The organism is Streptodolium elevatio, assembly GCF_040649515.1.
In the GTDB taxonomy this organism is placed as follows: Bacteria; Actinomycetota; Actinomycetes; order Streptomycetales; family Streptomycetaceae; genus Yinghuangia; species Yinghuangia elevatio.
This window is the reverse complement of record NZ_JBEZFP010000050.1, coordinates 1-25,254: the sequence shown is the minus strand read 5'-3', so window position 1 is coordinate 25,254 and position 25,254 is coordinate 1. Positions and strand designations below refer to the sequence as shown.

The following is a 25,254-nucleotide window of genomic DNA, read 5'->3' as shown; positions in this document are numbered from 1 at the left end:
CGCGCACTGTCGCTGACCGACGCGCGCCGCCCCTGCCGTACGCCTTCCCGCGCCCATGGCGCGGCGGTCGCGCGCTGCCGTGTGTCCCGATCCCGTACGCCACCCCGTACGCCGTTCGCGGACGCCGGCTTCCGTCTCGCCTGAGCCGCCTGATCCATGCCTGTCCGCCATGCCATGTGACCCGTTGGAAGGGAATCCTCGTGACCGCCACCACGCTCGACACCACCACCACCCCTGCTGCCACCGCTGCCGCCACTGGCGTCACCGTCACGAAGGTCGCCGGACGTATCGGCGCCGTCATCGGCGGAGTCCGCCTCTCCGGCGACCTCGACGAAGCCACCGTGCAGGCAATCCGCGACGCGCTGCACGCCCACAAGGTCGTGTTCTTCCGCGGCCAGGAGCACCTGACCGACGAGACGCAGCTGGAGTTCACCCGCCTGCTCGGCACCCCGATCGGCCACCCCACGGTGAACCTGGAGGGCGAGTACGTCCTGCCGATCACCAGCGAGTACGGCGGCGCCGCGGACCAGTGGCACACCGACGTCACGTTCGTGCCCGCCTACCCGCTCGCCTCGATCCTGCGCGGCATCCAGATCCCGGAGGCCGGCGGCGACACCGTGTGGGCCAACACCGCCACCGCGTACGACGAACTCACGCCCGAACTGAAGGAGTTGGCGAACTCCCTGCGGGCGGTGCACACCAACGTGTACGACTACGCGGGCTTCTCGCCCGACAAGGACCCCGAGGCGTTCAAGAAGTACCAGGAGGTCTTCGCGTCGACGAAGTACGAGACGGAGCACCCGGTGGTCCGCGTGCACCCGGTGACCGGCGAACGCACGCTGCTGCTCGGCGGATTCGTGCAGCGCATCCAGGGCTACTCGCGCGAGGACTCCAAGCTGCTGATCGACCTGCTCCAGGGCCACGTCACGCGCATCGAGAACACGGTGCGCTGGTCGTGGCAGGCGGGCGACGTCGCGATCTGGGACAACCGGGCGACGCAGCACCGCGCGGTCTCGGACTTCGGCCGGGTCACCCGGGTCCTGCACCGCACCACGGTCGACGGCGACATCCCGGTCGGCGTCGACGGCCGCGCCAGCACGCCGATCAAGCCGACCCCGGCCGAAGCGGCGGCGTGACGTCGGACCGCGCATGAACCCAAGGTTTTGAACGACCTCGGGTCTCGCGTGGTCTCAGTTCTCGGGTGACCTCGAATCGCGAATGAGCGCGGGCACCGCGTGAGTTCGGACTCGGTGCCCGCGGCGGGATTCCCCGCCGCGGGCACCGGGCCGCGTGCACCAGATCGCGCGGCGCGTCAGGCGCCCGGGTTCCAGGGGGCCTGCCACGGCCAAGGCGCGGCTTCCTCCAACTGCGCGGCGACGCGCAGCAGTGTCGCCTCGGAGCCCATACGGCCCGCGAGTTGCACCGCGACCGGCAGGCCCCGGCCGTCGAACCCGGCCGGCACGGAGGCCGCGGGCAGGCCCGTCACGTTGAACACGGACGTGAACCACGTCATCTTGCCCGCATTGGCCATGGTCTCCAGGCGCGTCGTGTCCATCCAGCCCAACTCCGGCACGTCCAGACCCAGCGTCGGGGTCAGCCAGACGTCGAACTCGGCGAACCACGGGGCTATTTGGCGCCCGAGCGTCTCGGCGAGCCGGAGCGCGCGGCTCAGGTCGGTGACCGTCGCGGAGGCCAGGCGGTCGTGCTGCCAGCGGGTGGCGGGTTCGAGGTCGTCGTCGGCGAGCCCGCGTCCCAGCGCGGCGAGGTGGTCCTCGATCTGCGCGCCGGTCGCGGCGCCCATCACCTGGCTCAACACCGACACGACATCGGACATGTCCCACCGCGGCGCGGACTCCTCGACGTCGTGCCCGAGTTCGGCGAGCAGGGCGGCCGTACGCCGGACCGCCTCGGCGCCCGCCGGGGCCACCGGTGTGCCGTCCGCGGCGGCCGTCGCGAAGCCGATCCGCAGCCGGCCCGGCTTTTCCGCGAGTGCGGCGAGGAAGGAGCCGGGCGGCGCCGGGTCGAGGGTGGCGTCGCCGAGGACCGGGCCGGCGACCGCGTCCAACAGCGCGGCGTTGTCGCGTACCGTGCGCGTGACCGCGTTGGCGATGGAGAGCGGGTACGCGAACGCCGCGTTGCCCCCGTCGTTCGGCACCCGCCCGCGCGACGGCTTCAGGCCGAACAGGCCGCAGCATGCCGCGGGGATGCGGATCGAGCCGCCGCCGTCGTTGGCGTGTGCCGCGGGCACGATGCCCGCGGCCACCGCGGCCGCCGAGCCGCCGCTCGAACCGCCGGGCGAGTGCGCGGTGTTCCACGGGTTGCGGGTCGGGCCGAACAACTGCGGCTCGGTGCTCGCGTTCTTGCCGAACTCAGGGGTGTTGGTCTTGCCGACGATGACGAGCCCGGCCGCGCGGTAGCGGCCGGCGAGGATCCCGTCGTGCGCGACGACATTGCTCGCGAACAGCCGGGAGCCGTTCGTCGTCGCGAGTCCCGCGACGTCGCACCCGAGGTCCTTCACCGCGAACGGCACGCCGCGCAGCGGACCGTCCGGCAGCCCCGCCTCGATCTCGCGGTACGCGGCGTCGATCCGCGTGGCCACCACCGCGTTCAGTGCCGGGTTGCGCTCCTCCATCCGGGCCACGACCGCGTCGAGGAGTTCCGCGGGCTTGACCTGGTCCGTGCGCACCAGCTCGGCGAGGCCGACCGTGTCGTGCCCGTCCAAAAGTTCTACTGTGCCCATGCCGCGCTCCTTGCCGTCGTGCCGTCGACCGGTGGGCCGGGAGGGGCCCGCGGGTCATCATGCGATGAGCAAGGAGCGATGGCCATAGCGATTCGGACGGATGATCATGTCCGCCGCGGGCGGCAAGGCAGTGTCAAATAGGGACTGATCGTGACGTATCCCAGTGGCGGACGGCGGCTGGCCCAGGGGTAGCACCGGTCGTCGGCGTCAGCGGGCCCCGGCCGGGACACGGCCGCGGCGACGGCCGTAGCCGCTGTCGGACCGGCCCTGGAGTGCGGGCGTGCGCCGCCCAGAGGTACGGCTTACCACGCGCCCGCGGCGCAGCACGACACGGTCGGCGGGAGTGGTGAGTACGGCCTCGGCGAGGCTGCTCGCGCGTACCGCCAGGAGGTCGGCCACGGCCCCGGGCTCGGTGCCGGCCACCGGCAGTCCCATGATCGCCCGGGCGGAGGTGCTGACCGCGGCGTACGCCTGGTCCGCGCTCATCTGACCCGTCGTCATCAGCAGCGAGGCGGTCTCCAGGGCGTCCGCGCGGCCCATCGGGTGCAGGGCGTCGCGCACGTGGTCGCCGCCCGCCGCGAGTGGAACCCCCGCCTCCAGCAGCGCGTGCAACGGGCCCGGGCCCCCGCACGGCGCCACCGCCGCCCGCGCGTCGTCGCGCGGCGTCGACGGCAGGCCGATCACCGCCATCCGCGACGCCGCGATGGCCTCCACGACCTTCGCCAGCGCGGGCGGCCGCAACAGGCCCAGCGTCGCGCAGTGGCTCGCGGTCACCTGCCGCCCGAAGCCCGACTTGCGCAGCAGCCGGGCGAGATCGGCAACCGCGAGTACGCGCCTGTCGGGCTGGTAGTCGAGGTGCAGGTCGAGATCGACCTCGGCACGGTCCGCGAGACGCAGCAGCCGCCGCGTCTCCGCACGCGGGTCCGCCGCGCGGTGCGGACGGCCGCCCAGCAGGCCCGCACCCGCGGAGAAGGCCTCCAACGCGGAGCGGTCCGACAGGTCAGGGGAGGGGACCGCGACGATCTGGAGGTCGAGCAAGCGGTGCAGGTCCTCGCGCAGTTCCCGCAGGACCTCGACGGCGCGCAGCGGAGCGCCGGCGCCCACGCCGATGTCGATGTGCGTACGTACCGCGGTGACGCCGTTCGCGGACATCGCCTGGAGTGCGCTGTGTGCCCGCCGTCGCAGGTCGGCGGTGCCGTACCGGGAAGGCGACGCACGCCACGAACGCACCGCGCCGTCCCGCCCGTCCGGGTCGCTGCCGATCGGCTCCCAGGTGAGCGCGCGGTCCAGGTGCAGATGCGGTTCGACGGGCGCGGGGAGCAGCAGATAGCCGGTCAGGTCGATCGCGGACTGCCCGATATCGGGTATGCCGACCGGACGTATGTGGCTCACGCTGCCGTGCCGGAGGACGACGTTGCGGACGCGACCATCAGGCAGCATCACGCCGGTCAAAGTGGTCGTGTCGGTCACGGCATCTCCTCATGCGCCGGGGAGCGTGGATGGTTCCGGTGCGGGTGAACAGTGTTGTGCGACCACTGTGGAGGCGGGCTGTTGCCGTCGGGTTACCGAGGGGTTACGGCCCCGGCGATCCGCCGCGAAACCGGTACGTAACCGCGCCGACCCGAGCCGGTTACGGGCCGGGCGTACAACCTCGGACATGTCCCGAGATCTGCTGGTGTCGCGGCCCGGCACCGTGTTGTGGGGGTGGTTGCCGGGCGCCGTCGACCGACCCGTCATGAGTGTCGGGACGGGCGACACCGTACTCGTGGACACGGTTTCCCACCAAGGTCTGACGGGGGATCAAGGACGCGACCCGGTGGCGTACTTCGGCGGCTTCGGGATCGATCCGCGGGACGTTCCCGCGGACTTGCGGGCGCTCGCCGAGTCGGGAGCGGCCCACGAGCCGGCCGTCGACGGGCCGCACGTCGTCACGGGTCCGATCGAGGTGCGCGGGGCCCGGCCGGGGGATGTACTCGCGGTGCGCATCGAGGACTTGGCCCCGCGGTCCGGGTACGGGGTCGTCGCGCCGCGCGGGCGACTGGGGCCGGAACAGCTGTGCCACCTCGACCCGGTGGCGCGCACGGGGGCTCTGGGCGACGGCACGCCGCTCGAATTCCGGCCCTCGTTGTGCGTGATGGGGGTGGCCACGTCGGACGGGCTGCGCCGGCACTCGACACGTGCCGGATCCTTCGGCGGCAACTTGGATCTGCCCGAACTCACCGTCGGGGCAACGCTGCACCTGCCCGTCCAGGTGCCGGGTGCGCTGTTCCACCTGGGCGGTCCGCGGTACGGGACGCTGCGCGGCGTGCCCGGCCTCGTGTGGCACGGTCCCCTGCGCGCGACGGTGCGGCTGGACGTGATCCCGCAGGCCGAGGTGCGCCACTGGTCGGGGGCGGGGCGTCGGCCGTACGTCACCACGCCGGACCACCTGGTGCCGCTCGGTCTGGACGCCGACGTGGACCGGGCCCTGGCGCAGTGCCAGTCGCAGGCACTGGAACTCCTGCTCGGCAGGTACGGTGTACCGCGCGCGGCGGCCCGGGCCCGGCTCGACGCCACGGACTTCCGGATCCACCGCTCCGGACACGGAGTGCATGCGCGCCTGCCTCTGCCGCGGTGCTCCCCGGTAAGCGCCTCCGCCGCCTGAACCGGTATTCTCCATTCCGCATCTCTTTGCAATTCCCTTGCATACCAAGGGAGTTGGCCATGGGGGCGAACGCGGAGCCTTCCCTCGCAACGCGAGTCAACCGCGCATTGCGGTAACTCGCGGAGATATACGGAGAGTTGCCATCCGGAGGGTTGCCATGGCGCGCGCCAGAGGTCAGGATCGCCCGCATGACGACTTCCGAAAGCACCGAAGCCCCTGAGACTCCGCTGTGGCTCCAGGGCCGCGACGCGGTGGTGGCCGCCGCCGCTCCCGGCGACTGGCGTGCGGAAGCCCCCGACTACCACCTGTCCCACACCGTGATGCCGGCGCAGCGCACCCACAAGTTCGAGGCGGGGTCGCTGGAGGCCGTCGTCGAGAGCATCGTGCAGGTCTTCGAGATGGAGGTCTCGCACAAGAAGGACCCCGCGACCTGGGTGTCCATGGTCACCGACCGGTTCCGCACACGTGTCAACGGCGGCCCGTGGGCGAACGCCGCCGACATCACGGAGCAGGGCAGCTACAACATCCTCATCGGCGACAGCATCTTCTACCGGACCGGCGAGGAGAGCTTCGAGTCCTCGCACGACATCTTCCACGACGCCTTCCCCGAGGGGTTCTTCTGGGAGGTCCTGGAGGTCCTGTCCCCGCCGCCGGTGGTGACGTTCAAGTGGCGCCACTGGGGGACGTTCGAAGGCGAGTACCACGGCTTCGAGCCGAGCAACGAGAGGGTGGAGATGTTCGGCGTGAGCGTCGCCAAGGTCAGCGACGACCTCCGGCTGGTCGACGTCGAGCACTTCTACGACCCCAACGCGTTCCTCGGCAAGCTGACCGGCGGCTGCCCGGTGGCGCGCACGCGGGAGCAGTGAGGCCGACGCGACGGCCCCGGGCCGGGAGCCGATACCCGGGGATATCCGGTAGGTGGGGCAACGCGTCCGGCCTACTGTGGATCGTGTGCCGATCCCCGTGAACCCCGAACCCCGGCCTGACTCCCGGTCCAAGCCGTGGTCCGATCCCCGGTCCGAACCCCGGTCCGAGCCGTGGCCCGAGACCGTCGAGGAGGCCCTGGCCCTCCAGGACCGGCTGCGTCCGCTCGTCGACACGACCGGCCCGGGGCCGCGTGCGGTACGCCGCGTCGCGGGCCTCGACGTCGCGTACGCGGAGGACTCCGACCGCCTCGCCGCGGCCGTGGTGGTCCTGGACGCCGACACGCTCACCGTCCTGGAGCGGTCCGTCGTCCTCGGCCGGGCCCGGTTCCCGTACGTGCCGGGGCTGTTCGCGTTCCGCGAGCTGCCCTCCCTGGTCGAGGCGCTGGACGGCCTCGGGACCGCGCCGGACCTGCTGGTGTGCGACGGGCAAGGCCTCGCGCACCCGCGCCGGTTCGGCCTCGCGTGCCACCTCGGCGTGCACACCGGGATCCCGAGCATCGGCGTCGGCAAGACCGCGTTCGTCGGTACGTTCGACGCGCCCGGTCCGGCCCGGGGCGAGTCCTCCGACCTCGTGCTCGACGGCGAGGTGGTGGGTGCCGTGCTGCGTACCCAGCGCGACGTCAAGCCGGTGTTCGTGTCGGTGGGACACGGCCTCGACCTGGCCGAGGCGTGCCGCCATGTCCTGGCGCTCAGCCCGCGCTTCCGGCTGCCGGAGACGACCCGGCAGGCGGACGGTGCGTGCCGCGCGGCGCTCGCGGCGGCGGCAGCGGAAGCGCGTACAACGGGGTAGGAGTTCGGACCCCGCGCGGACCGTCGGCCACCGGACTCCCGTACACGGCAAGGGCGCCCGTCCCCGGAATCCCGGGGACGGGCGCCCTTCGCGTACCGCGGCCGCTACTCGGTGGCGATCGCGTTCAGCACGTTCATCCGCGAGGCCCGCAGCGCCGGCAGCAGCGCGGCCAGCAGGCCGACCACCGCCGACAGGACCACCACGGTGATCACCGTGCTCCACGGGATCGTCAGGACGTCCAGCCCCTCGGAGGCGAGCAGCCGCTGTGCGACCACACCCCACGCGAGGCCCAGGGCCAGGCCGATGAGAGCGCCGAAGACGGCGATCACCATCGATTCCAGGCGGATCATCCGGCGGATCTGCCGGCGCGAGGCACCGATCGCCCGCATGAGGCCGATCTCGCGGGTCCGCTCGACCACCGACAGCGCCAGCGTGTTGATGACACCGAGGATCGCGATGATGATCGCGAGACCGAGCAGGCCGTAGATCATGTAGAGCAGGATGTTGATCTGCTCCTGCACGAGCTTCTTGTAGTCGGCCTGGTCACGCGCCTTGACCTGCGGGTACGGGTCGATGGTGCGCTTGACCGACTCGCTGACCTGCGTCTTGTCCGCGCCCGCCTTGGAGTTGGCGAAGACGATGAAGTCCTGGACCTCCGGCAGGTTCTGCTTGATCATGTCGAGCGGCAGCACCACGGCCTCGCCGAAGCCGACCCCGGGGTCCTCGTTCTCCTGGATCGCCCCGACCTCGGCCTTGACGGTCTGGTTCTTCTCCTTGAACACGACCTCGACCGGGCTGCCGATCTTCAGGTTGTGGTCCTTGGCGACCTTCTCGCTCACCGCGACCTTGCCGTCGGCGCCGATGTCGCCGCCGTTGCCCGAGACCACCGCGCGCTTCCACACGGTGTCGAAGCCCTGCTCGGCGCCGATGGCGTTGTCGGTCGTCTTGCCGTCGGGGTACCTGACCTCGACGTCGTCCTCGGAGAGGACCCGGACCCGGACCACGGTGCCGACACCGTCGGTCGCCTGGATCTTGTCGGCGATCTCGGTCGGGAACGCGGTGCCCTGGCTCTGCACCGTGAAGTCGGCGCCGAACGACTCGTCGATCTGCTTCGAGATCGAGTCGTTCATGGACGCGGCGACCACCGACAGCGCCGCCACGAGTGCGACACCGATCATCAGCGCCGCGGCGGTCGCGCCGGTGCGGCGCGGGTTGCGCATCGCGTTCTCGCGGCTCAGCTTGCCCATCGACCCGAAGAGCTTCGGGTAGCCCGCGGCCAGGGCCGGGATGACCGTCCGGGCCAGCACCGGGCCGAGCACCACGAACGCCACGAGCGTCAGCACGACGCCCAGGCCGAGCAGGCCGCCGCCGGTGGCGCCGCTGTCCGCGGACGCGCCGCCGGCCAGGGCCAGCACGCCGACCACGGTGAGGACCAGGCCGATGATCGTGCGGACCTTGAGCGACTTCTGCGCCGGGGCGCTCGCCTCGCGCAGCGCGGCCATCGGCGACACGCGGCTCGCGCGGCGCGCCGGGATGTACGCCGCGACGACCGTGACGAGCGTGCCCACGAGGTACGCCACGATCGGCGTCCACGGCTTGAACACCAGGGACGTGCCCTTGAGGTTCATGCCGGCGAGGCCGATGAGCGCCTTGAGCCCGACCGCGAGGCCGAAGCCCGCCGCGAGGCCGATCGTCGAGCCGACCAGGCCCAGCAGGATCGCCTCGAGGAGGACGGACCGGCGTACCTGCTTGCCGCTCGCCCCGATCGCGCGCATGAGCCCGAGCTCACGGGTGCGCTGCGCGACCAGCATCTGGAAGGTGTTGAAGATCAGGAAGATGCCGACCAGGACCGCGATTCCGGCGAAGCCGAGCATCGCGTACTTGATGAAGTCGATGAACTGGCCGACGTCGTCCGCGGCCTTCTTGGCGGCCTCGGCCTTGGTCTTCACGTCGAAGCCGGCGCCCAGTTCCTTCTGGACGTTGGCCTTGAGCTGGTCGTTGCTGACGCCGGACGCGGCGTCGAGCTCCACCGAGGAGATCTTGTCGGTCGAGCCGAGCAGCGCCTTCTGCGCGAACTCGGTCTCCAGGAACAGCAGCGTGGCGCCCGGGTTGGTGGTGGTGAACGTCGCGATGCCGACGACCGTGGCGTCGGACGAGCCGCCCGCCGGCGCGATGATGCGCAGCGGGTCGCCGATCTTGATCTTCTTGCGGTCGGCGGTGTCGGCGTCGACGACGGCCTCGCCGGGAGCCTGCGGGACACGCCCGCTGGTCAGCTTGACCGCGGAGCGGTCGCTCTCGTACCAGTTGACGCCGATCGTCGGCGCGCCGGTCGACGAGCCGATCGCCTTGTTGTTCTTGTCGGCGACGGTGATGTTCTCGACGCTCACCGAGGCGTGCGCCTTCGCGACGCCCGGGACGTTCGCCGCCCGCTCGACGGTCGACTCGGGGATCGAGAGCACGCGGCCGGTCGCGGCGAGGTCGCCGGTGTCCTTGTCGGACTCCTGCGAGACGGTCACGTCGGCCGACGTCGACTTGAACAGGTCGTCGAACGTTTTGGTGATCGTGTCGGTGAAGATCAGGGTGCCGGAGACGAACGCCACCGACAGCAGGATGGCGATGGCGGAAAGCGCCATTCGCCCTTTGTGGGACAGGAAGCTTCTGAAGCTTGCCTTCAACATGGTGGTCGGCCCCGCCTCAGCTGGTGCGGGCGGCGTCGAAGCGCTTCATGCGCTCCAGGACCGCTTCGGAGGTCGGCCGGTGCATCTCGTCGACGATGCGGCCGTCCGCGAGGAACAGCACGCGGTCGGCGTACGACGCGGCGCTCGGGTCGTGGGTGACCATCACGATGGTCTGGCCCAGCTCGCGCACACTGCGCTGCAGGAAGCCCAGCACCTCGGCGCCCGAGCGGGAGTCGAGGTTGCCGGTCGGCTCGTCGCCGAAGATGATCTCCGGGCGGCTGGCCAGCGCGCGGGCGCACGCCACACGCTGCTGCTGGCCGCCGGACAGCTCGGCCGGACGGTGCGTCAGGCGGTCACGCAGCCCGACCGTGTCGATCACGTTCTGCAGCCAGGCCTGGTCGGGCTTGCGCCCGGCGATGTCCATGGGGAGCGTGATGTTCTCCAGCGCGGTCAGGGTGGGGAGCAGGTTGAACGCCTGGAAGATGAAGCCGATGTTGTCGCGGCGGAGCTTGGTGAGCTCCTTGTCCTTGAGCTGCGTGATCTCCGTGTCGCCGATCCAGCTCCGGCCCGAGGTCACCGTGTCCAGGCCCGCGAGGCAGTGCATGAGCGTGGACTTGCCGGACCCGGACGGGCCCATGATCGCGGTGAACTGACCGCGGGCGATCTCGACGTCGACGGCGTTCAGCGCGACCACGCGGGTCTCGCCCTCTCCGTACGCCTTGGTGAGCTGGGCGGCGCGGGCGGCGATGCCGGTCCCCCGGGGATCCGCGTGGTTCTTGGCTGCCGTGGCCGTGGTCACGAGTCTCTCCTGCGGTTGTGTGCGTGGCTGGTGCGCCGGATCGGAGCGCCGGGTCGGAGCGCCGGGCAGGGCGCGGTCACCGGTGCGGTCACCGGAGCATGCGGGGGGACGCCGCGAACGGCGTCTCCGCCGTTGCGGGCGAACTGGTTCGAGTGAACACGATCACCGTATTGGGCGGCGGGTGCCCGATGAATCGTCGTCAGGAAGGGAACGGCCGCTCCTACGCAAGGAGGAGTAGGGGGCGGCCGGTGTACGTCTGCCCCTAGGGGCTCACCCTGCCTCATGCGTCGGCGGTGGTGTGCCGAGGCCACCCGCAGGCGGTTGACCGGCGCCGTGCCACCCGGTATGAGCTGCGGTTCCGCGGCGGGCGCGGGTGGGGACGGGGACTGCGGACGAGGTGGGGCTCCTCCCCGAGGACGACGGCTCACGACTTTCGTAGGTGGGGGTTCTGCTTTCGTAGGTGAGGGTTCCGCCGATCCGGTCTACCGGGAGGCGGGGGTCGCGGAGGAGTCTTGACGGTGTCGGATCAAGCCGGTCCGGAGCGGCACCCGTCGGCACCCGCCGGCGGCAACCTGGGAGGAACCGTGGATCACCGTCGCGACGACACATCGCACACCGATTCGGCGTCCGTGCCGGAACCGCCCGTCCGTCCCGGAGTGGCCGCCCGGGCCGCCCAGTTGACCAAGGCGTACGGCGAGGGCCAGACCCAGGTCGTCGCGCTGGACGCGGTCGACATCGACATCGCGCGCGGCCGCATGACCGCGATCATGGGCCCGTCGGGGTCCGGCAAGTCGACGCTGATGCACTGCCTGGCCGGGCTCGACTCGGTCACCCGCGGCCGGGTGTGGATCGCCGGGACCGAGATCACGCGGCTCAAGGACAAGGACCTCACCAAGCTCCGGCGCGACAAGATCGGGTTCGTGTTCCAGGCGTTCAACCTGCTGCCGACCCTGTCGGCGAAGGAGAACATCACGCTGCCCATGGACATCGCCGGCCGCAAGGCCGACCCGGAGTGGGTCGAGCAGGTCGTGACGGCGGTCGGTCTGCAGGACCGGCTGACGCACCGTCCGGCCGAGTTGTCCGGCGGACAGCAGCAACGCGTCGCCTGCGCGCGGGCACTGGCCGGGCGGCCGGACATCATCTTCGCGGACGAGCCGACCGGCAACCTCGACTCCCGCTCGGGTGCCGAAGTGCTCACCTTTCTGCGGCGCAGCGTCGACGTGCTCGGGCAGACCGTGGTGATGGTCACGCACGACCCCACCGCGGCGTCCTATGCGCACCAGGTGGTCTTCCTCGGGGACGGCCGCATAGTCGACGAGATGGACGCGCCGACGCCCGACCGGGTGCTGGAGCGCATGAAGCGCTTCGACGCGATACGCACGTCCTGACGGGTGTGTTCTGACGGGTGTGTTCTGAGGGGCAGTTCCTGAGGGGCAGTTCCTGAGGGCGGGTCCTGACGGGCACGTCCTGAGGGCGGGTCCTGACGGGCACGTTCCGCGGTGTCGGGTGCGGTAGTCCCGGTGTGACAACAGGCGGCGCGGCCCGGGCCCCGGTGTGACGACGGGGGCGTGGTGTTGCGGCGCAGCGGCTTGGTGGTGCTCAACGAGCCTGCCCTGCCTCGCGGTCCGGTCGATTGACCCTGCCTGTTCGTCGCCAGCCTGTTCCTCACCTGCCTGCTCCTCACCTGCCCGTTCCTCACCAGCCTGGTCTTCGCTCGGCTGTTCTTCACGCTCTGTTTCGCTCCCTGTTCCGCTGTGTGTCGGTCTGCCTGTCGACCCCGTCTCCTGGCGGTGGGTCGCCGGGTTGATGCCGCCTGCCCGGAGGGGCGTGCGCGAACGTCCTTTTGTCCCTTGAATCTTGGCTTTTGTTCCATTCGCCCCGCGACTCGTCGTCGAGGACTCACCATGCTGAAAACCACGCTGCGCAATCTCCTGGCGCACCGGCTCAGGCTCGCCCTGACCGCCGCCGCGATCATCTTCGGCGTCGCCTTCGTGTCCGGCGTCCTGACGCTGAGCAACACGCTGTCCGAAGCGTTCAAGAAGGCTTCGGCGACCGACTACCAGGACGTCTCCGTCGACGTACGGCCCACCGAGGACGCCGAGCGCGACGGGCAGGTCCCCGCACTCGACGACGGACTCCTCGGCGCGCTGCGCGGGTTGCCCGGCGTCGCGTCGGTGCGGGCCACCAACACCGGCTACACCGCGATCGTCGACCGCGACGGCGACCGCATCGGCGGGCGCAGCAACACCAACGGCACGACCTTCGCGCCCGGTCCCGACGGCCAGGACCCCAAGTACCGGTTCACCTCCGGCCACGGGCCGCGGGGCGAGGGCGAGATAGCCGTCGACGAGCGCGCGGCGAAGGACGCGGGCTACCGGGTCGGGGACCAAGTGCGCGTCGTGGCGAACGGGCCGGTGCTCACCTCGGTGCTGGTCGGTGTGTTCACGACGGACGACGCCCGCTACGAGGTCGGCGGCACCATCACGCTGTTCGACCGGGCCACCGCGCAGGAACTGTTCAGCGAACCGGGCCGGTACGACGACATCGCCGTCGCGGCCGCGCCCGGCACCACCGAGGAGACCGTCCTCGCCGCGGTGCGCCCGCTGGTGCCGTCCGGCGCCGAGGCCGTCACGGGTGCCAAGCTGCGCGCCGACCAGGCCGACGAGATCGAAAGCGGGACCAAGGAACTCACCCAGGTGCTCCTGGTGTTCGCCGGCATCGCGCTGTTCGTCGGCACGTTCATCATCGCCAACACCTTCACCATGCTGGTCGCCCAGCGCACCCGGGAGTTCGCGCTGCTGCGGGCGATCGGCGCGACCCGCAGGCAGATCACCCGTGCGGTGCTCGTCGAGGCAACGGTCCTGGGCCTGGTGTCCGGGGCCATCGGGTTCGTGCTCGGCATTGGCCTGTCCGAGGCGCTGCGCTCGTTGTTCAACTCCATGGACGCCGAACTCCCGCCCGGCCCGGTGGTCGTCGCGCCCGGCGCGGTCGTCGCGGCGCTGGCCGTGGCGGTGGTGGTCACCGTGGTGGCCGCCTGGCTGCCGGCCCACCGGGCGGCGTCGATCCCGCCCGTCGCGGCGTTGCGCAGCGACCTGCCGCCCACCGCCAAGAGCCTGCGGACGCGGAACGGAATCGGTGCCTTCCTGCTCGCGATCGGCATCGTCGTCTGCTACGGCATCGGGCGTACCAAGGACAAGGCGACGGGTGACGTCTACCTGATCATGGGCGGCGGCTTTGTCGCCCTCGTCGGCGTCATCATGCTCGTCCCGCTGCTGTCCACGCCGGTCATCCGCTTCGCCGGGCGGCCGTTGTCCGCGGCCTTCGGCATATCGGGCCGGCTCGCCCGCGAGAACGCGGTGCGCAATCCGCGGCGTACGGCGGCCACCGCGTCCGCGCTGATGATCGGGCTCATCCTGGTCAGCACGCTGTCGGTGTTCGGTGCGTCGCTCAAGCAGGAGCTGGACCGCATCGCGCTGCGCGGGATCACCGCGGACTACGGGGTGTCGCTGATCGGCGAGATCCCGATGGACCCGGCGATGGCGGAGGCCGTCGCCAGGACCCCGGGTGTCACCGAGATCAGCCAGTTGCGCAGCGCCCACGTCAGGATCGGGGCGGCTGCCGACGACGAGTCCGGCGACGGGACCGAGGTCGTGTCGATGGACGCGCGGACCGGACTCGGCCTGCTGCGTGCGGACTTCGTCAAGGGCGGGCCCGAAGGGTTCGCGGACGGCCTGCTGCTCGGCGAGAAGAAGGCCAAGGACGGCGGCTTCACGGTCGGGTCGCGCGTACCCGTGGCGTTCCCGGACGGGCAGCGTACGACTCTCGTTCTGAGCGGCATATACGAGGACGACGGCCTGCTGGGCGAGGCGGTCATGTCCAACGACACCCTGACCCCGCACCTGGACCGCGTGGTCGACACCGACATCCTGGTGCGCGCCGCACCGGGCGCGGCGGGCGAGCTGCGCGGCAACCTGGAGAAGGCGCTCGGCGACAACCCGGCCGTCAAGATCATGTCCCGCGACGACTACCGCAAGGAACTCGGCGGGATCGTGGACCTGCTGCTCAACCTGCTGTACGGATTGCTCGGCATGTCCATCGTCATCGCGGTGATCGGCATCATCAACACCTTGGCGATGTCGGTGTTCGAGCGCACGCGGGAGATCGGCATGCTGCGGGCGATAGGCATGGACCGCCGGCGGATCCGCTCGATGATCCGGCTGGAGTCGGTCATGATCTCGGTGTTCGGTGCGGTGCTCGGGATGGCGCTCGGCCTGCTGATCGGAGTGCTCGGCGTCAACGCCGCCAAGGGCACCAGCGAGCTGACGCCCGTCGTGCCGTGGGAGCGCATGGGGGTGTTCCTGGTCCTCGCCGGGCTGGTGGGCGTGCTTGCGGCGGCCTGGCCGGCCAGGCGGGCGTCCCGGATGGAGGTGCTCGGGGCCATTCGTACGGAATGAGCGCGTGGCGCGGACGACGAGTGGTCGGGTGGTGGGACGACGAGTGCCCGCCTGGTGGGACGACGAGCGCCTGCGTGGTGCGGGTGACCGACCACCGCGTGGTGCGGGTGACTGCTCACCGCGTGGTGCGGGTGACGTGCGATGACGGAGAGGGGACGGTGGGTACCGTGGAGAGCGTGACCAGCCGTTCCCTCACGCGGATGACCCCCGAGACGTTCGACCGCGTGCTCGCGGTCGGCCTCACGGTGCTGCTGGCCGTGGTGCTCGGCGTCGCGGGATGGAACGACCGGCACGAGGGCATCGCCGCGACCGAGTACCTCAAGGGCGTGGCCCAGTTGGTGGCCTGCATGTCCCTGTGGTTCCGGCGTCGGCACGCGGTCGCGGTGGCGGTGTTCTGCACGCTGCTCTCGATTCCCGAGCAGGTCATCGCGCTGCCCTTCGCGACGTACGCGGTGGCGCTGTTCGTGGAGGACCGGCGCCGGGTCTTCGCGATCGTGGTGCCGATCAGCATCGTGTGGGCGCGCCCGTGGGACTACACCACGACCGGCGACCTGATCGCCACCGCGTTGCTCGCCCTGGCCCCCGCGCTGTACGGCCTGTACACCGCGTCCCGGCGGCGCCTCATCGCGGCACTGGCGGAGCGGGCCGAACGGGCCGAGCGCGAACAGGAGTTGCGTTCCGAGCAGGCCCGCTCGGAGGAGCGCGCCCGGCTCGCGGGCGAAATGCACGACGTGGTGACGCACCGGGTCAGCCTGATGGTGCTGCAGGCGGGCGCGCTGCGGACCCGCACGTCCGACGACGAGACCCGGGAGGGTCTGGAGGACCTGCGCCTGGTCGGCTGCCAGGCCCTGGAAGAGCTGCGCAACCTGGTCACGATCCTGCGTACCGAGGACCGCTTCGGCTCGGCGCGCACCGCCGAGCCGACGGAGCTGGACCTCTCGCGGCTCGTCGCGGAGTCCCGGGCGGCCGGTGTCGCGGTGGAGCTCGACGTCGTGGACGGGCCGCCGGTGGCGTCGCCGGTGGTGGTGCGGACCGCGTACCGGATCGTGCAGGAGTCGCTGACCAACGTGCACAAGCACGCGCCGGGTGCGCGGGTGGACGTCCGGGTGCGGCACGCCGACGGGTGGTTGCGGGTCACCGTGCTGAACACCGCGCCGACCGGCCCGTACGAGATCAGCTTCGCGGGGGAGGGCACCGGCCTGACCGGGCTGCGGCAGCGCGTCGAGATGGTCGACGGCGCACTGCGCGCCGGTCCGACCGGCGACGGGGGCTTCGAGGTGGCCGCCGATCTCCCGCTCGGCCTCCCCGCCGGGGAGGCCGCAACGGGTGCGGCAGCCGCGGGAGCGAAATGATCAAGGTCCTGGTCGTCGACGACGAGCGCATGGTGTGCCGCATGCTGCGGGCGATCCTCGGCAGTGCGGACGACATCGAGGTGGTCGGCGAGGCGTACGACGGGGCCGAGGCGGTGGAGTCGGTCATCCGCCTGGCGCCCGATGTGGTGTTCATGGACCTGCACATGCCCGGCGTCGACGGCATCACCGCGATCGGGCGCATCGCGCGCATGCCTTCCCCGCCACGGGTGGTCGTGCTCACGACCATCGACCCCGACCAGTACGTGCTGCGGGCGCTCCACGCGGGTGCGGCCGGGTTCCTGCTCAAGGACACGCCTCCCGAGGAGCTGATCGGCCTGGTGCGGGTGGCCCACGAGGGACACACGGTGTTGTCCCCGGCGGCGACGCGCGGCCTGGTCAGCGCCTCGGCGGACCACGACGCGGTACGCCGCCGCGCGCTGTCGCGCATCGGCGAACTGACCGAGCGCGAACGCGAGGTGCTCGCGTGCCTGGGCGAGGGGCTCGCGAACGCCAACATCGCCGAGAGGCTGTGCCTGAGCGAGGCGACGGTGAAGGGCTACGTCTCGCGCCTGCTCGACAAACTGCATTGCGACAACCGCACGCAGGCCGGGATCGTCGCGTACGACGCGGGGCTGGTCGCGCGTCGGTAGCGACGAAGGCGGAAGGCGCGGGCTGCGAGGGCGGGAGCGCGAGTGCGAAGGCCGTGGAGCCGGCTGCCGACGGGGACGGCGAGGCAGCGAGAGCGGCGAGAGCGGCGACGGCGTACGACGCGGCGGCGGCGTACGCCCGCAAAGGCGTACGACGCGGCCGTGCGGCCCGGATGCCGGGGTCGGCGGGCGTCCGGGCCGCACGGTGCGACGGCGTTGCGTCGGGTTGTGTCGCGTTGCGTCGGGTCGGGGGCGGGTGGTCGTGCGGCGTGTCGGGCGAAGTGCGGCGCGTTGTGCGGAAGTCGGCGGTGCGGTTCAGCCCACCGACGACGGCTGCGCGTGCGGCCGGGCGTCGGAGCCGGACTTGACGGCTGAGCCGAGGGCCGCGGTGTCGGGCGGGCCCGCACGGTGCGCGGCCCAGCCGACGACGATTCCGAGGACGGCCGCGGCGCCCATCAGGATCGACTGGATCTCGAAGGCGCGGCTGAAGCTGTCGACCGCGGCGTCGAGCGGGTGGGCTCCCGCGGCGCGCCGCTCGTCGCGGTAGCTCTTGGCGATCGTGACGATGACGGCGATGCCGATGGCCGCGCCGATCTGCTGGCAGGTGGTGACCATCGCGGAGGCCACCCCGCCGTCCGCCTCGCCGGCGCCGCCGGTGGCGACCTGGATGACGGCGACGAAGGCCATGCCCAGGCCCAGTCCGGCGACGACGAGTGCGGGCATGAGGTGGGCCGCGAAGGAGCTTTCGGCGTCCAGGCGGCTCAGCGCGTACATGCCGCCCGCGGCGATCGCGGGGCCCAGCGCCAGCGGTACGGCCGGTCCGCGCGTGGCCAGGAGCTTGGCGGTGACCGCGCTGGCGACCCCCATGCCGACGCTGAACGGCAGGTAGGACAGGCCGGTGCGGAGCGGGGACCACTCCTGCACGTTCTGCATGTAGAGGGTGAGGAAGAAGAACATCGCGAACAGCCCGCCGGCCGCGACCAGGACCATGAGCTGGGCCAGCACCGCCTGGCGGATCTTGAGCAGGCTGCGCGGGATGAGCGGTTCTGCGGCCGAGCGCTGGCGCAGCGCGAATCCCAGGGCGAGGACCGCGGCGCCGACGAGGCCGGCGATCGTCCGGCCGGAGTCCCACGGGTGGGTGTCGGTCTCGACCACCGTGTAGACGAGCAGGAGGACTGCCAGGGTGCCCAGTGCGGCACCCGCGAAGTCCGGTGCGCGGACCGGCGCGCTGCGGTCGTCGGCCGGGATCACCCGGGGCAGCAGGAACAGCGCGACGGCGCCGACCGGCAGGTTGATCAGGAAGATCCAGCGCCAGTGGGTCCATTCGACGAGCGCGCCGCCGACCAGCAGGCCGGTCGCTGCGCCGAGGCCGGTCAGGGCCGCCCAGATGCCGAGTGCCCGGGCGCGTTCGCCGCGCTCCCGGAAGGTCGCGAGCAGGATCGACAGCGCCGCGGGGGACAGCAGCGCGCCGGCTATGCCCTGCGCGGCGCGGGCGGCGATCAGCGTTCCCGCGTTGGGGGCCAGGCCGCACGCGGCCGAGGCCAGGACGAAGGCGGCGAGGCTCCAGCCGAACAGGCGGCGCCGGCCGAGCAGGTCGGCCAGCCCTCCGCCGATGAGCAGGAAGCCGCCGAAGGTCAGGAAGTACGCGTTGGTGACCCAGGACAGCGAGCTCTCGGAGAACTTCAGGTCCGACCCGATGGTCGGCAGCGCCACGTTGACGATCGTGTCGTCGATGAGCAGGACGAACTGCGCGGTGCAGACGAGCAGGAGCACGAATCTGGGATCGACGGTCTTGGTGCGTGCGGTGGCAGCGGTGCCGTGGGTCGGCATGGACCCCTCCTACATTCGTAGAACTGACTTCTACGTTTGTAGGGATATCTTCTACGCACGTCAAGTCGTGCGCATAATGGATGGATGTCAGCCACGGAAGATGTCGCCCACGAGCGGGTGCCCGGCGGGCCGCCGGGCCGCCGCGTACAACTGCTCGACGCGGCGATCCGGGTCCTCGCGGCCCACGGCCTGCGCGGCCTCACCCATCGCGCCGTCCAGCAGGAGGCCGGGCTGCCGCACGGTTCGGTGACGTACTACTTCAAGACGCGCGACCAACTGGTGTTCGGTGTCATCGACCGCATGACCGAGTTGGAGCGGCGGCAGGCCGGCGAGGTCGCCGACGAACTGCTGCGCACGATGGCGGTACGCCCGTTCCGGCCGGATTACCCGCGCATAGCCGAACTCACCCACGCCTGGTGGTCCACCAGTCGGGACCGCCAACTGGCGCGCTACGAAATGCAGTTGGCGGGCACGCGCGAGCCGGCGATCCAGGAGGCGATGAGCCGTTCGGCGCGCGAGTTCTGGAAGCTGACCGAGTTGGTGGCCCTGGCCAGCGGGTCACAGGACGCGGCCAATGACGGCGAAGTGCTGCTCGCGTTCATCGACGGCATGATGTTCCACTTCCTGGTGCACAAACCCGAGAACCCCAAGTACCTGGAGACCGGGCTGCGCATGGCGATCGAGTCGCTGCGCGTGGGAGCCGAGGACGCGGCCGGCTGACGCGGCCGGCTGACGCGGAGCGCGTCGGTCGGAGGTTGTCGGTCAGGGTGGTGACTCGGTCAGGCGCACTCGGTCAGGCCCACTCGGTAAGGCCCACTCGGTCAGGGCCATTCGGTCGGGGCGAGTCGGGTCACGGGGAGTCGGTCATACGGCAACGCGTACCGGGTCCGTGCTCGCCTCGCCGCGCCGTACGAGTGAGGTGAGCACGGTACGCGCCAGCGCGTCGCTGACGAGCAACGCCTGTGCGTCGTGCCCGGGTTTCGCGAACCCGTGCACCGTGACGCCGCCCGTCACGCCGGGGCCGACCGCGAAGCGCGCCGGGTGCGCCGTGCCGTCCGCGGCCACCAGGCGCTGTTCGCCGGGGAGTGTGCGCACGCGACCGGACGGGCGCCCGGCGAGGATCTCGTCCGCGGCCTCGCCGCGGGCGTACAGCGCGCGCAGCAGCGGATCCCGAGCACGCGCCGGGGACGGCAGCGGCAGGCGGGACTCGACGAGCGCGCGCGTGCGCACCGGCGCGGCCACGGACGCCCCCTGCGCGGTGAAGCCGTCCGCGTCCGCGGCGACCGCCACGTCCTCGCCGAGGAAGCGGACCACCCCGGCCCGCGACAGCGCCAGCAGTTCTTCGAGCCGCGGCCGCGGCGGACCGCTGGACAGATAGCTGAAGAAGCCGTGGAAGCCCGGCATGTCCTCGCGCCGCGAGCGCTCCGAGAGTTCCCCCGCGGCGGCCAGCCGGCCGATCGTGCTGTACGCCGCCCCCAGCGCCTGCTGCGCCGCGAGGTCCGGGCTGAAGCGCGCGTCCGCACGGCGTGCGATGTCGGCCGCGACATGCGCGCGTATCGCGTCGTCGAGCGCGGCGAAGTCCCCGAACCTGCGGCCCGCCAGCGGACGGTCCAGCAGGACGTGGTCGAAGCGGTCCGCCGGATCGGGCACGGTCCGCGCGACCAGCGACGACGTCGCGCGGGTCGGGGGCAGGGCACGCGTACCGTCGGAGCCTGCGACGAAATCGTCGGCCAGCCGGGCGAATTCGCCGGAGAAGGCGTCCCAGTCCACGGTGGTGCGGTCGCGGTGCGCGGTGAACAGCCGGTGGTAGTGCGCCCAGGCCATGTCCAGGTGCACGAGCGGCCGGATGTCGCGGTCCAGTTCCCAGCCCGCGCCGGGACGGGGCGGCAGGCGCCGCAGGGTTTCGGCGGTGAGAAAGCGCGGCGCGGCGGCCACCCGGCTGTCGGCGAACCGGTAGCCGATCTTCGACCGGTACGGCACCCCGCGGCGTGACGCGGCCAGCAGCACCGGCTCGCGTCCCGACGCGCGGTAGTGCAGCACGCCGTCGGTGCCGCGGACGAACCGGCCGCCCCGCCCCGAGGTCACCCGCACCATCAGGTCGACGAACGCCAGGCCCATACCGCGGGCTATGACCGGTTCGCCCGGCCGCAGCACCGAGACGTCCGGTTCGTTGCCGCACGGCACGAACGCCAGGTTGTGCACAGCGGCATGGGCCGACAACCGCCGCTCCTCCGGCTCCGGTCCGACGTCGACGTGGCCCTGGGTCAGCACCAACGCGTCCACCGTGATCCGCGTCCCGTCCGCGAGTTCGACGCGCTGGCGGAGTGGTCCGCCGGGCACGTCGACCACGTCCACGGCCCGCGAGCGGTGGACCGCCACCCGGACATTCGGCGGCGCAGCGGCGACCGTCCGGCGGAACGCCCAGGCCAGGTACGCGGACAGCAGCGGCCGGCTCGCGAACCACTGCGGCGTGAGCCGGGCCAGTTCCTCGGCGAACGGTGCGAGTTCGGCGGACAACCGTCCCTCGCGAGCCTCGGCCGCCCGGTCGCGCCCCCACTCCCACAGCGACGGCCCGGGGCGGACAGGACCCGCACAGGTGCTCGTCTCGTCGGTGAACACCGTGATGTCCGACGCGAACGAATTGGTCCACAGCAAGGACGACTGCTCGCGCCGCCATATGCGTCCGCCGCCAGGCGGGTGCGGGTCGACGACGTGGACGTGCAGTTGGCGGTCCTCCGCGAGCAGGTCGGGTGCGTTCGCACACAGGCGTTCGAGCAGTGACGTACCGCCGGGACCACAGCCGATGACGGCGACGGACAGCGGAGCTCGGACAGGTGGGACGTCGGCCAACAGGACCTCGGGGGTGCGGCGGAAACGCAGGTGCAAGTGGCGACAGACGCTACGAAGCCCGGCGAACGCTGTCAACGGCGCACGACGTCCGGCCGGTTGGCGGGGGCTGCGGAGGACGGGCGGCCGGCGCGCGATCCGCGTCCGGCCGTCCCGTATTTGTCGTGGTCAGGAGCACCGTTGGCCGCAGCGTCAGCCGCACGCCCCCCGCGCGCCGACGGCCGGGCGATCGGGCAATCCGGTGAGCCGCGGCCAGTCCACTATCGGCACTGAGCTGCCGCCTGCCGCGGGCCCCCGGCAACTGCTCGTATGGTGCCGGGCGATGTGGTCGAGGCGGACGTTGCCGCCGAAGGACGGGTTCGCGAACAGGCGCTCGAAGTAGTTCCACAGCGCGGGGTGGTCGGCGATGCGGTGCACGTCCTCGGCGCGCAGGTGCAGCCGGTGCACCGCGTCCACGTGCAGCAGCGTGGTCCACAGGTGCACATCGGCGGCGGTCAGGTGGTCGCCCAGCAGGAACGGGCGCTCCGACAGGTGGTGTTCGAGCCGGCCGAGGGCGTCGAGGACGGTTCGCATCGCCTCTTCGTACCGGGCACCCGCCCGTGCGCGGCCCGCCTGCTGCGCGCCCTCCCATACGTCGTCGTCGAACAGCGCACCGAGGCGCGCGAGATCGGCGGCGGCGCCGGTCGGGTGGAGCACGGGGTGCGGCGGTCCGGCGTCCGGGTGCTCCAGCCGGAACCCGGGAGTGGGGTCGGAGAACGCGGTGGCCAGGTCGTACAGGATGTGCGGCGTCTGGTTGCTGACGATCCGTCCGCTCCAGCGGTCCCACAGGACAGGGACGGACACCGGGCCGTCGTAGTGGTACTCGGTGGCCTCGTAGGCCTCACGCAGAAGCGCGAACCCCGCGACCGTGTCCAGGCCGTGCCCGTCGCCGGGGCGGAAGGCCCAGCCGCGTCCGTCGCGGACCGGGTCGACGACGGACATGGACACGCGGTCCTCGAGGCCGCAGAGGCTGCGGGTGATCGCGGTGCGCAGCGAGCGCGGACAGGCCAGACAGACGTACAAGTGGTAGCGGTGCGGGTCGGCGGTGAATCCGCTGCCCGGGGCGCGGCCGATGCGGCCGCCGAAGCGCGGGGCCGGGCGCCCGAGCGTCCGGTGGCGTCCGTGGACGCGGAAATCGACGGGGCCGGCGGACCTGGGCAGGCGTACGGGGGGCTGGACGTGCATGCGGGACTCCCTGGAGGCCGAGTCGGGCAGGGAAAACTGCGGTGCGTGCGGCGGCACGGGTGGGCCGAGGCACACGGGTACGCGGACACAGGGTCGGTGGGCGGACGGACGCGGAGCGTGGGCGCGCGTACTCGCGGCGCGCGGGGTCTTGCCGCGCGGGCGGACAGACGGGCCGGTGCTCGGAGAACGCACTCACGGGTTCGCACGGGCCTGAACAGCCGACGCGCGACAGAGGCTAGGCCGCGCTGCAGACCCGGAGGAGATCGATGTGACGGCGCCTCAGAAAGCGCCCGGAGACGAGGGGGAGTGGTCGGGGGAAGTCCGTACCGCGTGTGCCGCGCATCGTCGTCCCCCTCCCCGGCTTCGCCAGTTCGGATTATTCGCGCGGCGTCCATATATCGTCAATAGGCCGTCCACGGCCCGGACCGAGCCTGACCACGCTGTGGGATGCGGGAGCAGGGCGGCCGGGTGATCCGTGCGGTCCGGCGGTCCCGACAGCCGGGCGAACCGGGCGCGGTCAGTAGCCGGGGATCGGGCGGCGCTCATGGCGTTTGACCCACGCGCCCGGGCCGGTGTCCCAGTTGTGCCGGCCCATCGCCTCGCACACGAGGCACGCCTCCTGCTTGCCCACCGCCGCGATGCGTCCGCCGATCCGGGCGGCCCTGCCGACGTAGCGCCAGCCGTCGCCGTCACACGTCATACAGACCACCGTCAGGTCCTCGGGGAACCCGGGCGGCGGCTCCGGAGAGTTCTCCGGCTGGTCCGGAGTGCTGTCGTCCACTGCGTCCCACCGTAGCCGGGTGAGCCGACCGACGGGTCGGTGCGACGCGGCTTCACCCGGAAGGAGGGCTGTTCGGCGCCGGCCCGGGCGTGTCGGCCAGGGGCTTGTGCGGTGCGGAGGCGGGCGCGGCGGGCGCGGCATCGGGGACCGGCCGCGCGGCGCGGGGACGTACGCGCTCGTACCCGCGGACCGCCGCCTTGCGGATGCCGCGCGCGAAAGCGCCCTCGTCGATGCCCTTCGACTCTCGGTAGAGCCGCACGAACCCCATGATCATCGCGGCCCCGATCGCGATCAGGTGCTCGCGGCCCGCGAGGTTCGGGACGGCGATCGACTCGATGATCATCGACAGGCTGGTGAGCGAGAACAGCACCGGCGCGCGCTTGACCACCGCGATGTACGAGAACAGGCCGACGACCGCCGCGGACGGGCCGGTGTCCAGGACGTACGCCTCGTGCCGCCCGATGCCGAGCGGGTGGTCGGGGCCGAGCCAGATCATGAAGCGGGCGGACATCGTGCCGGCGAGCGTGGCGACGTACGACACCAGCAGCGTGCGCTTCCAGCCCAGGGTCAACTGAGCCAGCGCGAACGCGATGAACAACTGGGTGAGGCCGGCCCAGACCGGGAGGTTGAGGGCCGGGACGTAGAGCGACACGGGCGTGCGGAGCAGCGCGATCGGGAGCGGGAGGCTCGCCTGCACCCCGCCGATGATGCGCACGAAGTCGTAGCCCCAGTCGGTGAGGTGGATCGCGTGCAGCACGATCACGCCCAGACAGGCGATCACCGCGAGGTTGAGCCCGCCCCAGCGGCGGTTGACGATCAGTTCGCGGAACGGCGCGACGACGATTGACTTGAACTCGTTGGCGAGCGTGCGCCACAGGAAGAGCAGGACTCGCAACACGGTCTGACGTACTCCCGACTGTCGCCGCAGGCGGCTGGACCCTCCTTGCGGGGCAACCGAGGCACCCCTCCCCAAAACGCCACCCTTGCACACTTTGCGTATAAACAGTTCAGAAGGGGTGGCCGTAGGGAAGACGAGCGATCACGAGCGGGGAAAATCGGCAGCAGCAGCCCAACCTGAGTGACGCACAAGGAAGAGACGGAGTTCCCCGCCGGTCCCCGCCCGGGCCCATACCGCCCGACCGGCCCCTCAGGCAGTCCAGCCCCCGCGCCCCGACCGCCCCCTCAGGACCGCCCAGTCCCCGCGCCCCGACCGGCCCCGGAACCATCCGGCCCGCGGCTCTCTCCGCACCGAGGGGGAAGTCGAACTGATGGGACGGCTTGGTGTCGCGTGCGGGGCGGTGCAGGACGCGGTCGGCGCGGATGCGTGCGATGAGGTCTACCTGGATGCGATGGGGTGGCCCGCCGTGGTTGGGGCGGCGGTGCGGTTGGCTCAGGTGTTGGTGGTGAATGACCACAGCGCTTGAGTCGGCCTGAGGGCGCCGGGCGGCGCTAGGTCGTGTCTTCAAATTCTCGCCGGGCCCGCGAACCGTGGCACGCACGCTCGCCGCGTTGCGGACCTTGCCCGGCCAAACCCAGGCCGAG

General features: G+C 71.7%; 18 protein-coding genes. 9 read left to right on the top strand and 9 right to left on the bottom strand.

The annotated features are described in order from the left end of the window. The first annotated feature begins 194 nt into the window (after nt 1–194). A complete protein-coding gene (locus AB0C36_RS20035) occupies nt 195–1,136 on the top strand; it encodes a TauD/TfdA dioxygenase family protein (RefSeq protein ID WP_435839081.1) in 942 nt (313 codons plus the stop codon). A gap of 176 nt (nt 1,137–1,312) precedes the next feature. Here AB0C36_RS20035 and AB0C36_RS20030 read toward each other — a convergent pair whose 3' ends face one another. After that, entirely contained in the window at nt 1,313–2,740 is a 1,428-nt protein-coding gene (locus tag AB0C36_RS20030; protein ID WP_358355816.1) for an amidase, read from the bottom strand. A 207-nt stretch (nt 2,741–2,947) separates the two neighbouring features. Next, nucleotides 2,948–4,210 carry an amidohydrolase family protein gene (locus AB0C36_RS20025; RefSeq protein WP_358355814.1) on the bottom strand — a complete coding sequence of 421 codons (1,263 nt, stop codon included), beginning with the start codon at nt 4,208–4,210 and terminating at the stop codon, nt 2,948–2,950. 187 nt (nt 4,211–4,397) lie between these two features. Here AB0C36_RS20025 and AB0C36_RS20020 point away from each other — a divergent pair, with 187 nt between their 5' ends. The 3 genes from AB0C36_RS20020 (at nt 4,398) to AB0C36_RS20010 (ending at nt 7,100) form a co-directional block, all read left to right on the top strand. Further along, entirely contained in the window at nt 4,398–5,384 is a 987-nt protein-coding gene (locus AB0C36_RS20020; RefSeq protein WP_358355812.1) for an acetamidase/formamidase family protein, read from the top strand. 188 nt (nt 5,385–5,572) lie between these two features. Next, nucleotides 5,573–6,250, top strand: coding sequence for a SnoaL-like polyketide cyclase (locus AB0C36_RS20015; RefSeq protein WP_358355810.1), 678 nt, complete (start codon nt 5,573–5,575; stop codon nt 6,248–6,250). A gap of 196 nt (nt 6,251–6,446) precedes the next feature. Next, nucleotides 6,447–7,100 (top strand): endonuclease V, encoded by a 654-nt coding sequence (locus AB0C36_RS20010; RefSeq protein ID WP_358355851.1) that lies wholly within the window; start codon nt 6,447–6,449, stop codon nt 7,098–7,100. A 104-nt stretch (nt 7,101–7,204) separates the two neighbouring features. Here the strand turns inward: AB0C36_RS20010 and AB0C36_RS20005 are convergent, their stop codons facing one another. Further along, nucleotides 7,205–9,778 carry an ABC transporter permease gene (locus AB0C36_RS20005; RefSeq protein WP_358355809.1) on the bottom strand — a complete coding sequence of 858 codons (2,574 nt, stop codon included), beginning with the start codon at nt 9,776–9,778 and terminating at the stop codon, nt 7,205–7,207. 16 nt (nt 9,779–9,794) lie between these two features. Next, complete coding sequence (locus AB0C36_RS20000) at nt 9,795–10,577, bottom strand: ABC transporter ATP-binding protein (protein WP_358355807.1); 783 nt, start codon at nt 10,575–10,577, stop codon at nt 9,795–9,797. 656 nt (nt 10,578–11,233) lie between these two features. Between AB0C36_RS20000 and AB0C36_RS19995 the strand changes: the two genes are divergently transcribed. The 4 genes from AB0C36_RS19995 (at nt 11,234) to AB0C36_RS19980 (ending at nt 17,033) form a co-directional block, all read left to right on the top strand. After that, nucleotides 11,234–11,965, top strand: coding sequence for an ABC transporter ATP-binding protein (locus tag AB0C36_RS19995; protein WP_358355850.1), 732 nt, complete (start codon nt 11,234–11,236; stop codon nt 11,963–11,965). A gap of 516 nt (nt 11,966–12,481) precedes the next feature. Then, nucleotides 12,482–15,031, top strand: coding sequence for an ABC transporter permease (locus tag AB0C36_RS19990; protein ID WP_358355805.1), 2,550 nt, complete (start codon nt 12,482–12,484; stop codon nt 15,029–15,031). 176 nt (nt 15,032–15,207) lie between these two features. Next, nucleotides 15,208–16,383 (top strand): sensor histidine kinase, encoded by a 1,176-nt coding sequence (locus AB0C36_RS19985; RefSeq protein ID WP_358355803.1) that lies wholly within the window; start codon nt 15,208–15,210, stop codon nt 16,381–16,383. After that, nucleotides 16,380–17,033: a response regulator gene (locus AB0C36_RS19980; protein WP_358355801.1), complete on the top strand. Its 654-nt coding sequence runs from the start codon at nt 16,380–16,382 to the stop codon at nt 17,031–17,033. The genes AB0C36_RS19985 and AB0C36_RS19980 overlap by 4 nt, the downstream gene beginning before the upstream one ends. Before the next feature lie 312 nt (nt 17,034–17,345). Here the strand turns inward: AB0C36_RS19980 and AB0C36_RS19975 are convergent, their stop codons facing one another. Beyond that, on the bottom strand, nt 17,346–18,860 hold the full coding sequence (locus AB0C36_RS19975) for an MFS transporter (RefSeq protein WP_358355799.1): 1,515 nt from the start codon (nt 18,858–18,860) through the stop codon (nt 17,346–17,348). Between the two features lie 84 nt (nt 18,861–18,944). On the opposite strand from AB0C36_RS19975, the gene AB0C36_RS19970 reads away from it, so the two are divergent. Beyond that, nucleotides 18,945–19,580, top strand: coding sequence for a TetR/AcrR family transcriptional regulator (locus AB0C36_RS19970; protein WP_358355798.1), 636 nt, complete (start codon nt 18,945–18,947; stop codon nt 19,578–19,580). A gap of 144 nt (nt 19,581–19,724) precedes the next feature. Here AB0C36_RS19970 and AB0C36_RS19965 read toward each other — a convergent pair whose 3' ends face one another. The 4 genes from AB0C36_RS19965 to AB0C36_RS19950 all read right to left on the bottom strand — a co-directional run bounded on the left by AB0C36_RS19965 (nt 19,725) and on the right by AB0C36_RS19950 (nt 24,610). Next, the gene (locus AB0C36_RS19965; RefSeq protein WP_358355797.1) at nt 19,725–21,746 is read right to left on the bottom strand and encodes an FAD/NAD(P)-binding protein; all 2,022 of its coding nucleotides are present in this window, start codon (nt 21,744–21,746) and stop codon (nt 19,725–19,727) included. A 153-nt stretch (nt 21,747–21,899) separates the two neighbouring features. Then, the gene (locus AB0C36_RS19960) at nt 21,900–22,931 is read right to left on the bottom strand and encodes a glutathione S-transferase C-terminal domain-containing protein (RefSeq protein ID WP_358355795.1); all 1,032 of its coding nucleotides are present in this window, start codon (nt 22,929–22,931) and stop codon (nt 21,900–21,902) included. A gap of 517 nt (nt 22,932–23,448) precedes the next feature. Next, the gene (locus AB0C36_RS19955) at nt 23,449–23,712 is read right to left on the bottom strand and encodes a hypothetical protein (RefSeq protein ID WP_358355793.1); all 264 of its coding nucleotides are present in this window, start codon (nt 23,710–23,712) and stop codon (nt 23,449–23,451) included. A 52-nt stretch (nt 23,713–23,764) separates the two neighbouring features. Continuing rightward, nucleotides 23,765–24,610, bottom strand: a complete 846-nt coding sequence (locus AB0C36_RS19950; protein ID WP_358355792.1) for a hypothetical protein — start codon at nt 24,608–24,610, stop codon at nt 23,765–23,767. Nucleotides 24,611–25,254 lie beyond the last annotated feature (644 nt).

Bases quoted from the DNA above. Each gene is read 5' to 3' on its own strand.
- AB0C36_RS20015 (WP_358355810.1), top strand. From the start codon at position 5,573: ATGACGACTTCCGAAAGCACCGAAGCCCCTGAGACTCCGCTGTGGCTC.
- AB0C36_RS19970 (WP_358355798.1), top strand. From the start codon at position 18,945: ATGTCAGCCACGGAAGATGTCGCCCACGAGCGGGTGCCCGGCGGGCCG.
- AB0C36_RS20020 (WP_358355812.1), top strand. From the start codon at position 4,398: ATGTCCCGAGATCTGCTGGTGTCGCGGCCCGGCACCGTGTTGTGGGGG.
- AB0C36_RS20005 (WP_358355809.1), bottom strand. From the start codon at position 9,778: ATGTTGAAGGCAAGCTTCAGAAGCTTCCTGTCCCACAAAGGGCGAATG.
- AB0C36_RS19960 (WP_358355795.1), bottom strand. From the start codon at position 22,931: ATGCACGTCCAGCCCCCCGTACGCCTGCCCAGGTCCGCCGGCCCCGTC.
- AB0C36_RS19975 (WP_358355799.1), bottom strand. From the start codon at position 18,860: ATGCCGACCCACGGCACCGCTGCCACCGCACGCACCAAGACCGTCGAT.
- AB0C36_RS19990 (WP_358355805.1), top strand. From the start codon at position 12,482: ATGCTGAAAACCACGCTGCGCAATCTCCTGGCGCACCGGCTCAGGCTC.
- AB0C36_RS19980 (WP_358355801.1), top strand. From the start codon at position 16,380: ATGATCAAGGTCCTGGTCGTCGACGACGAGCGCATGGTGTGCCGCATG.
- AB0C36_RS20030 (WP_358355816.1), bottom strand. From the start codon at position 2,740: ATGGGCACAGTAGAACTTTTGGACGGGCACGACACGGTCGGCCTCGCC.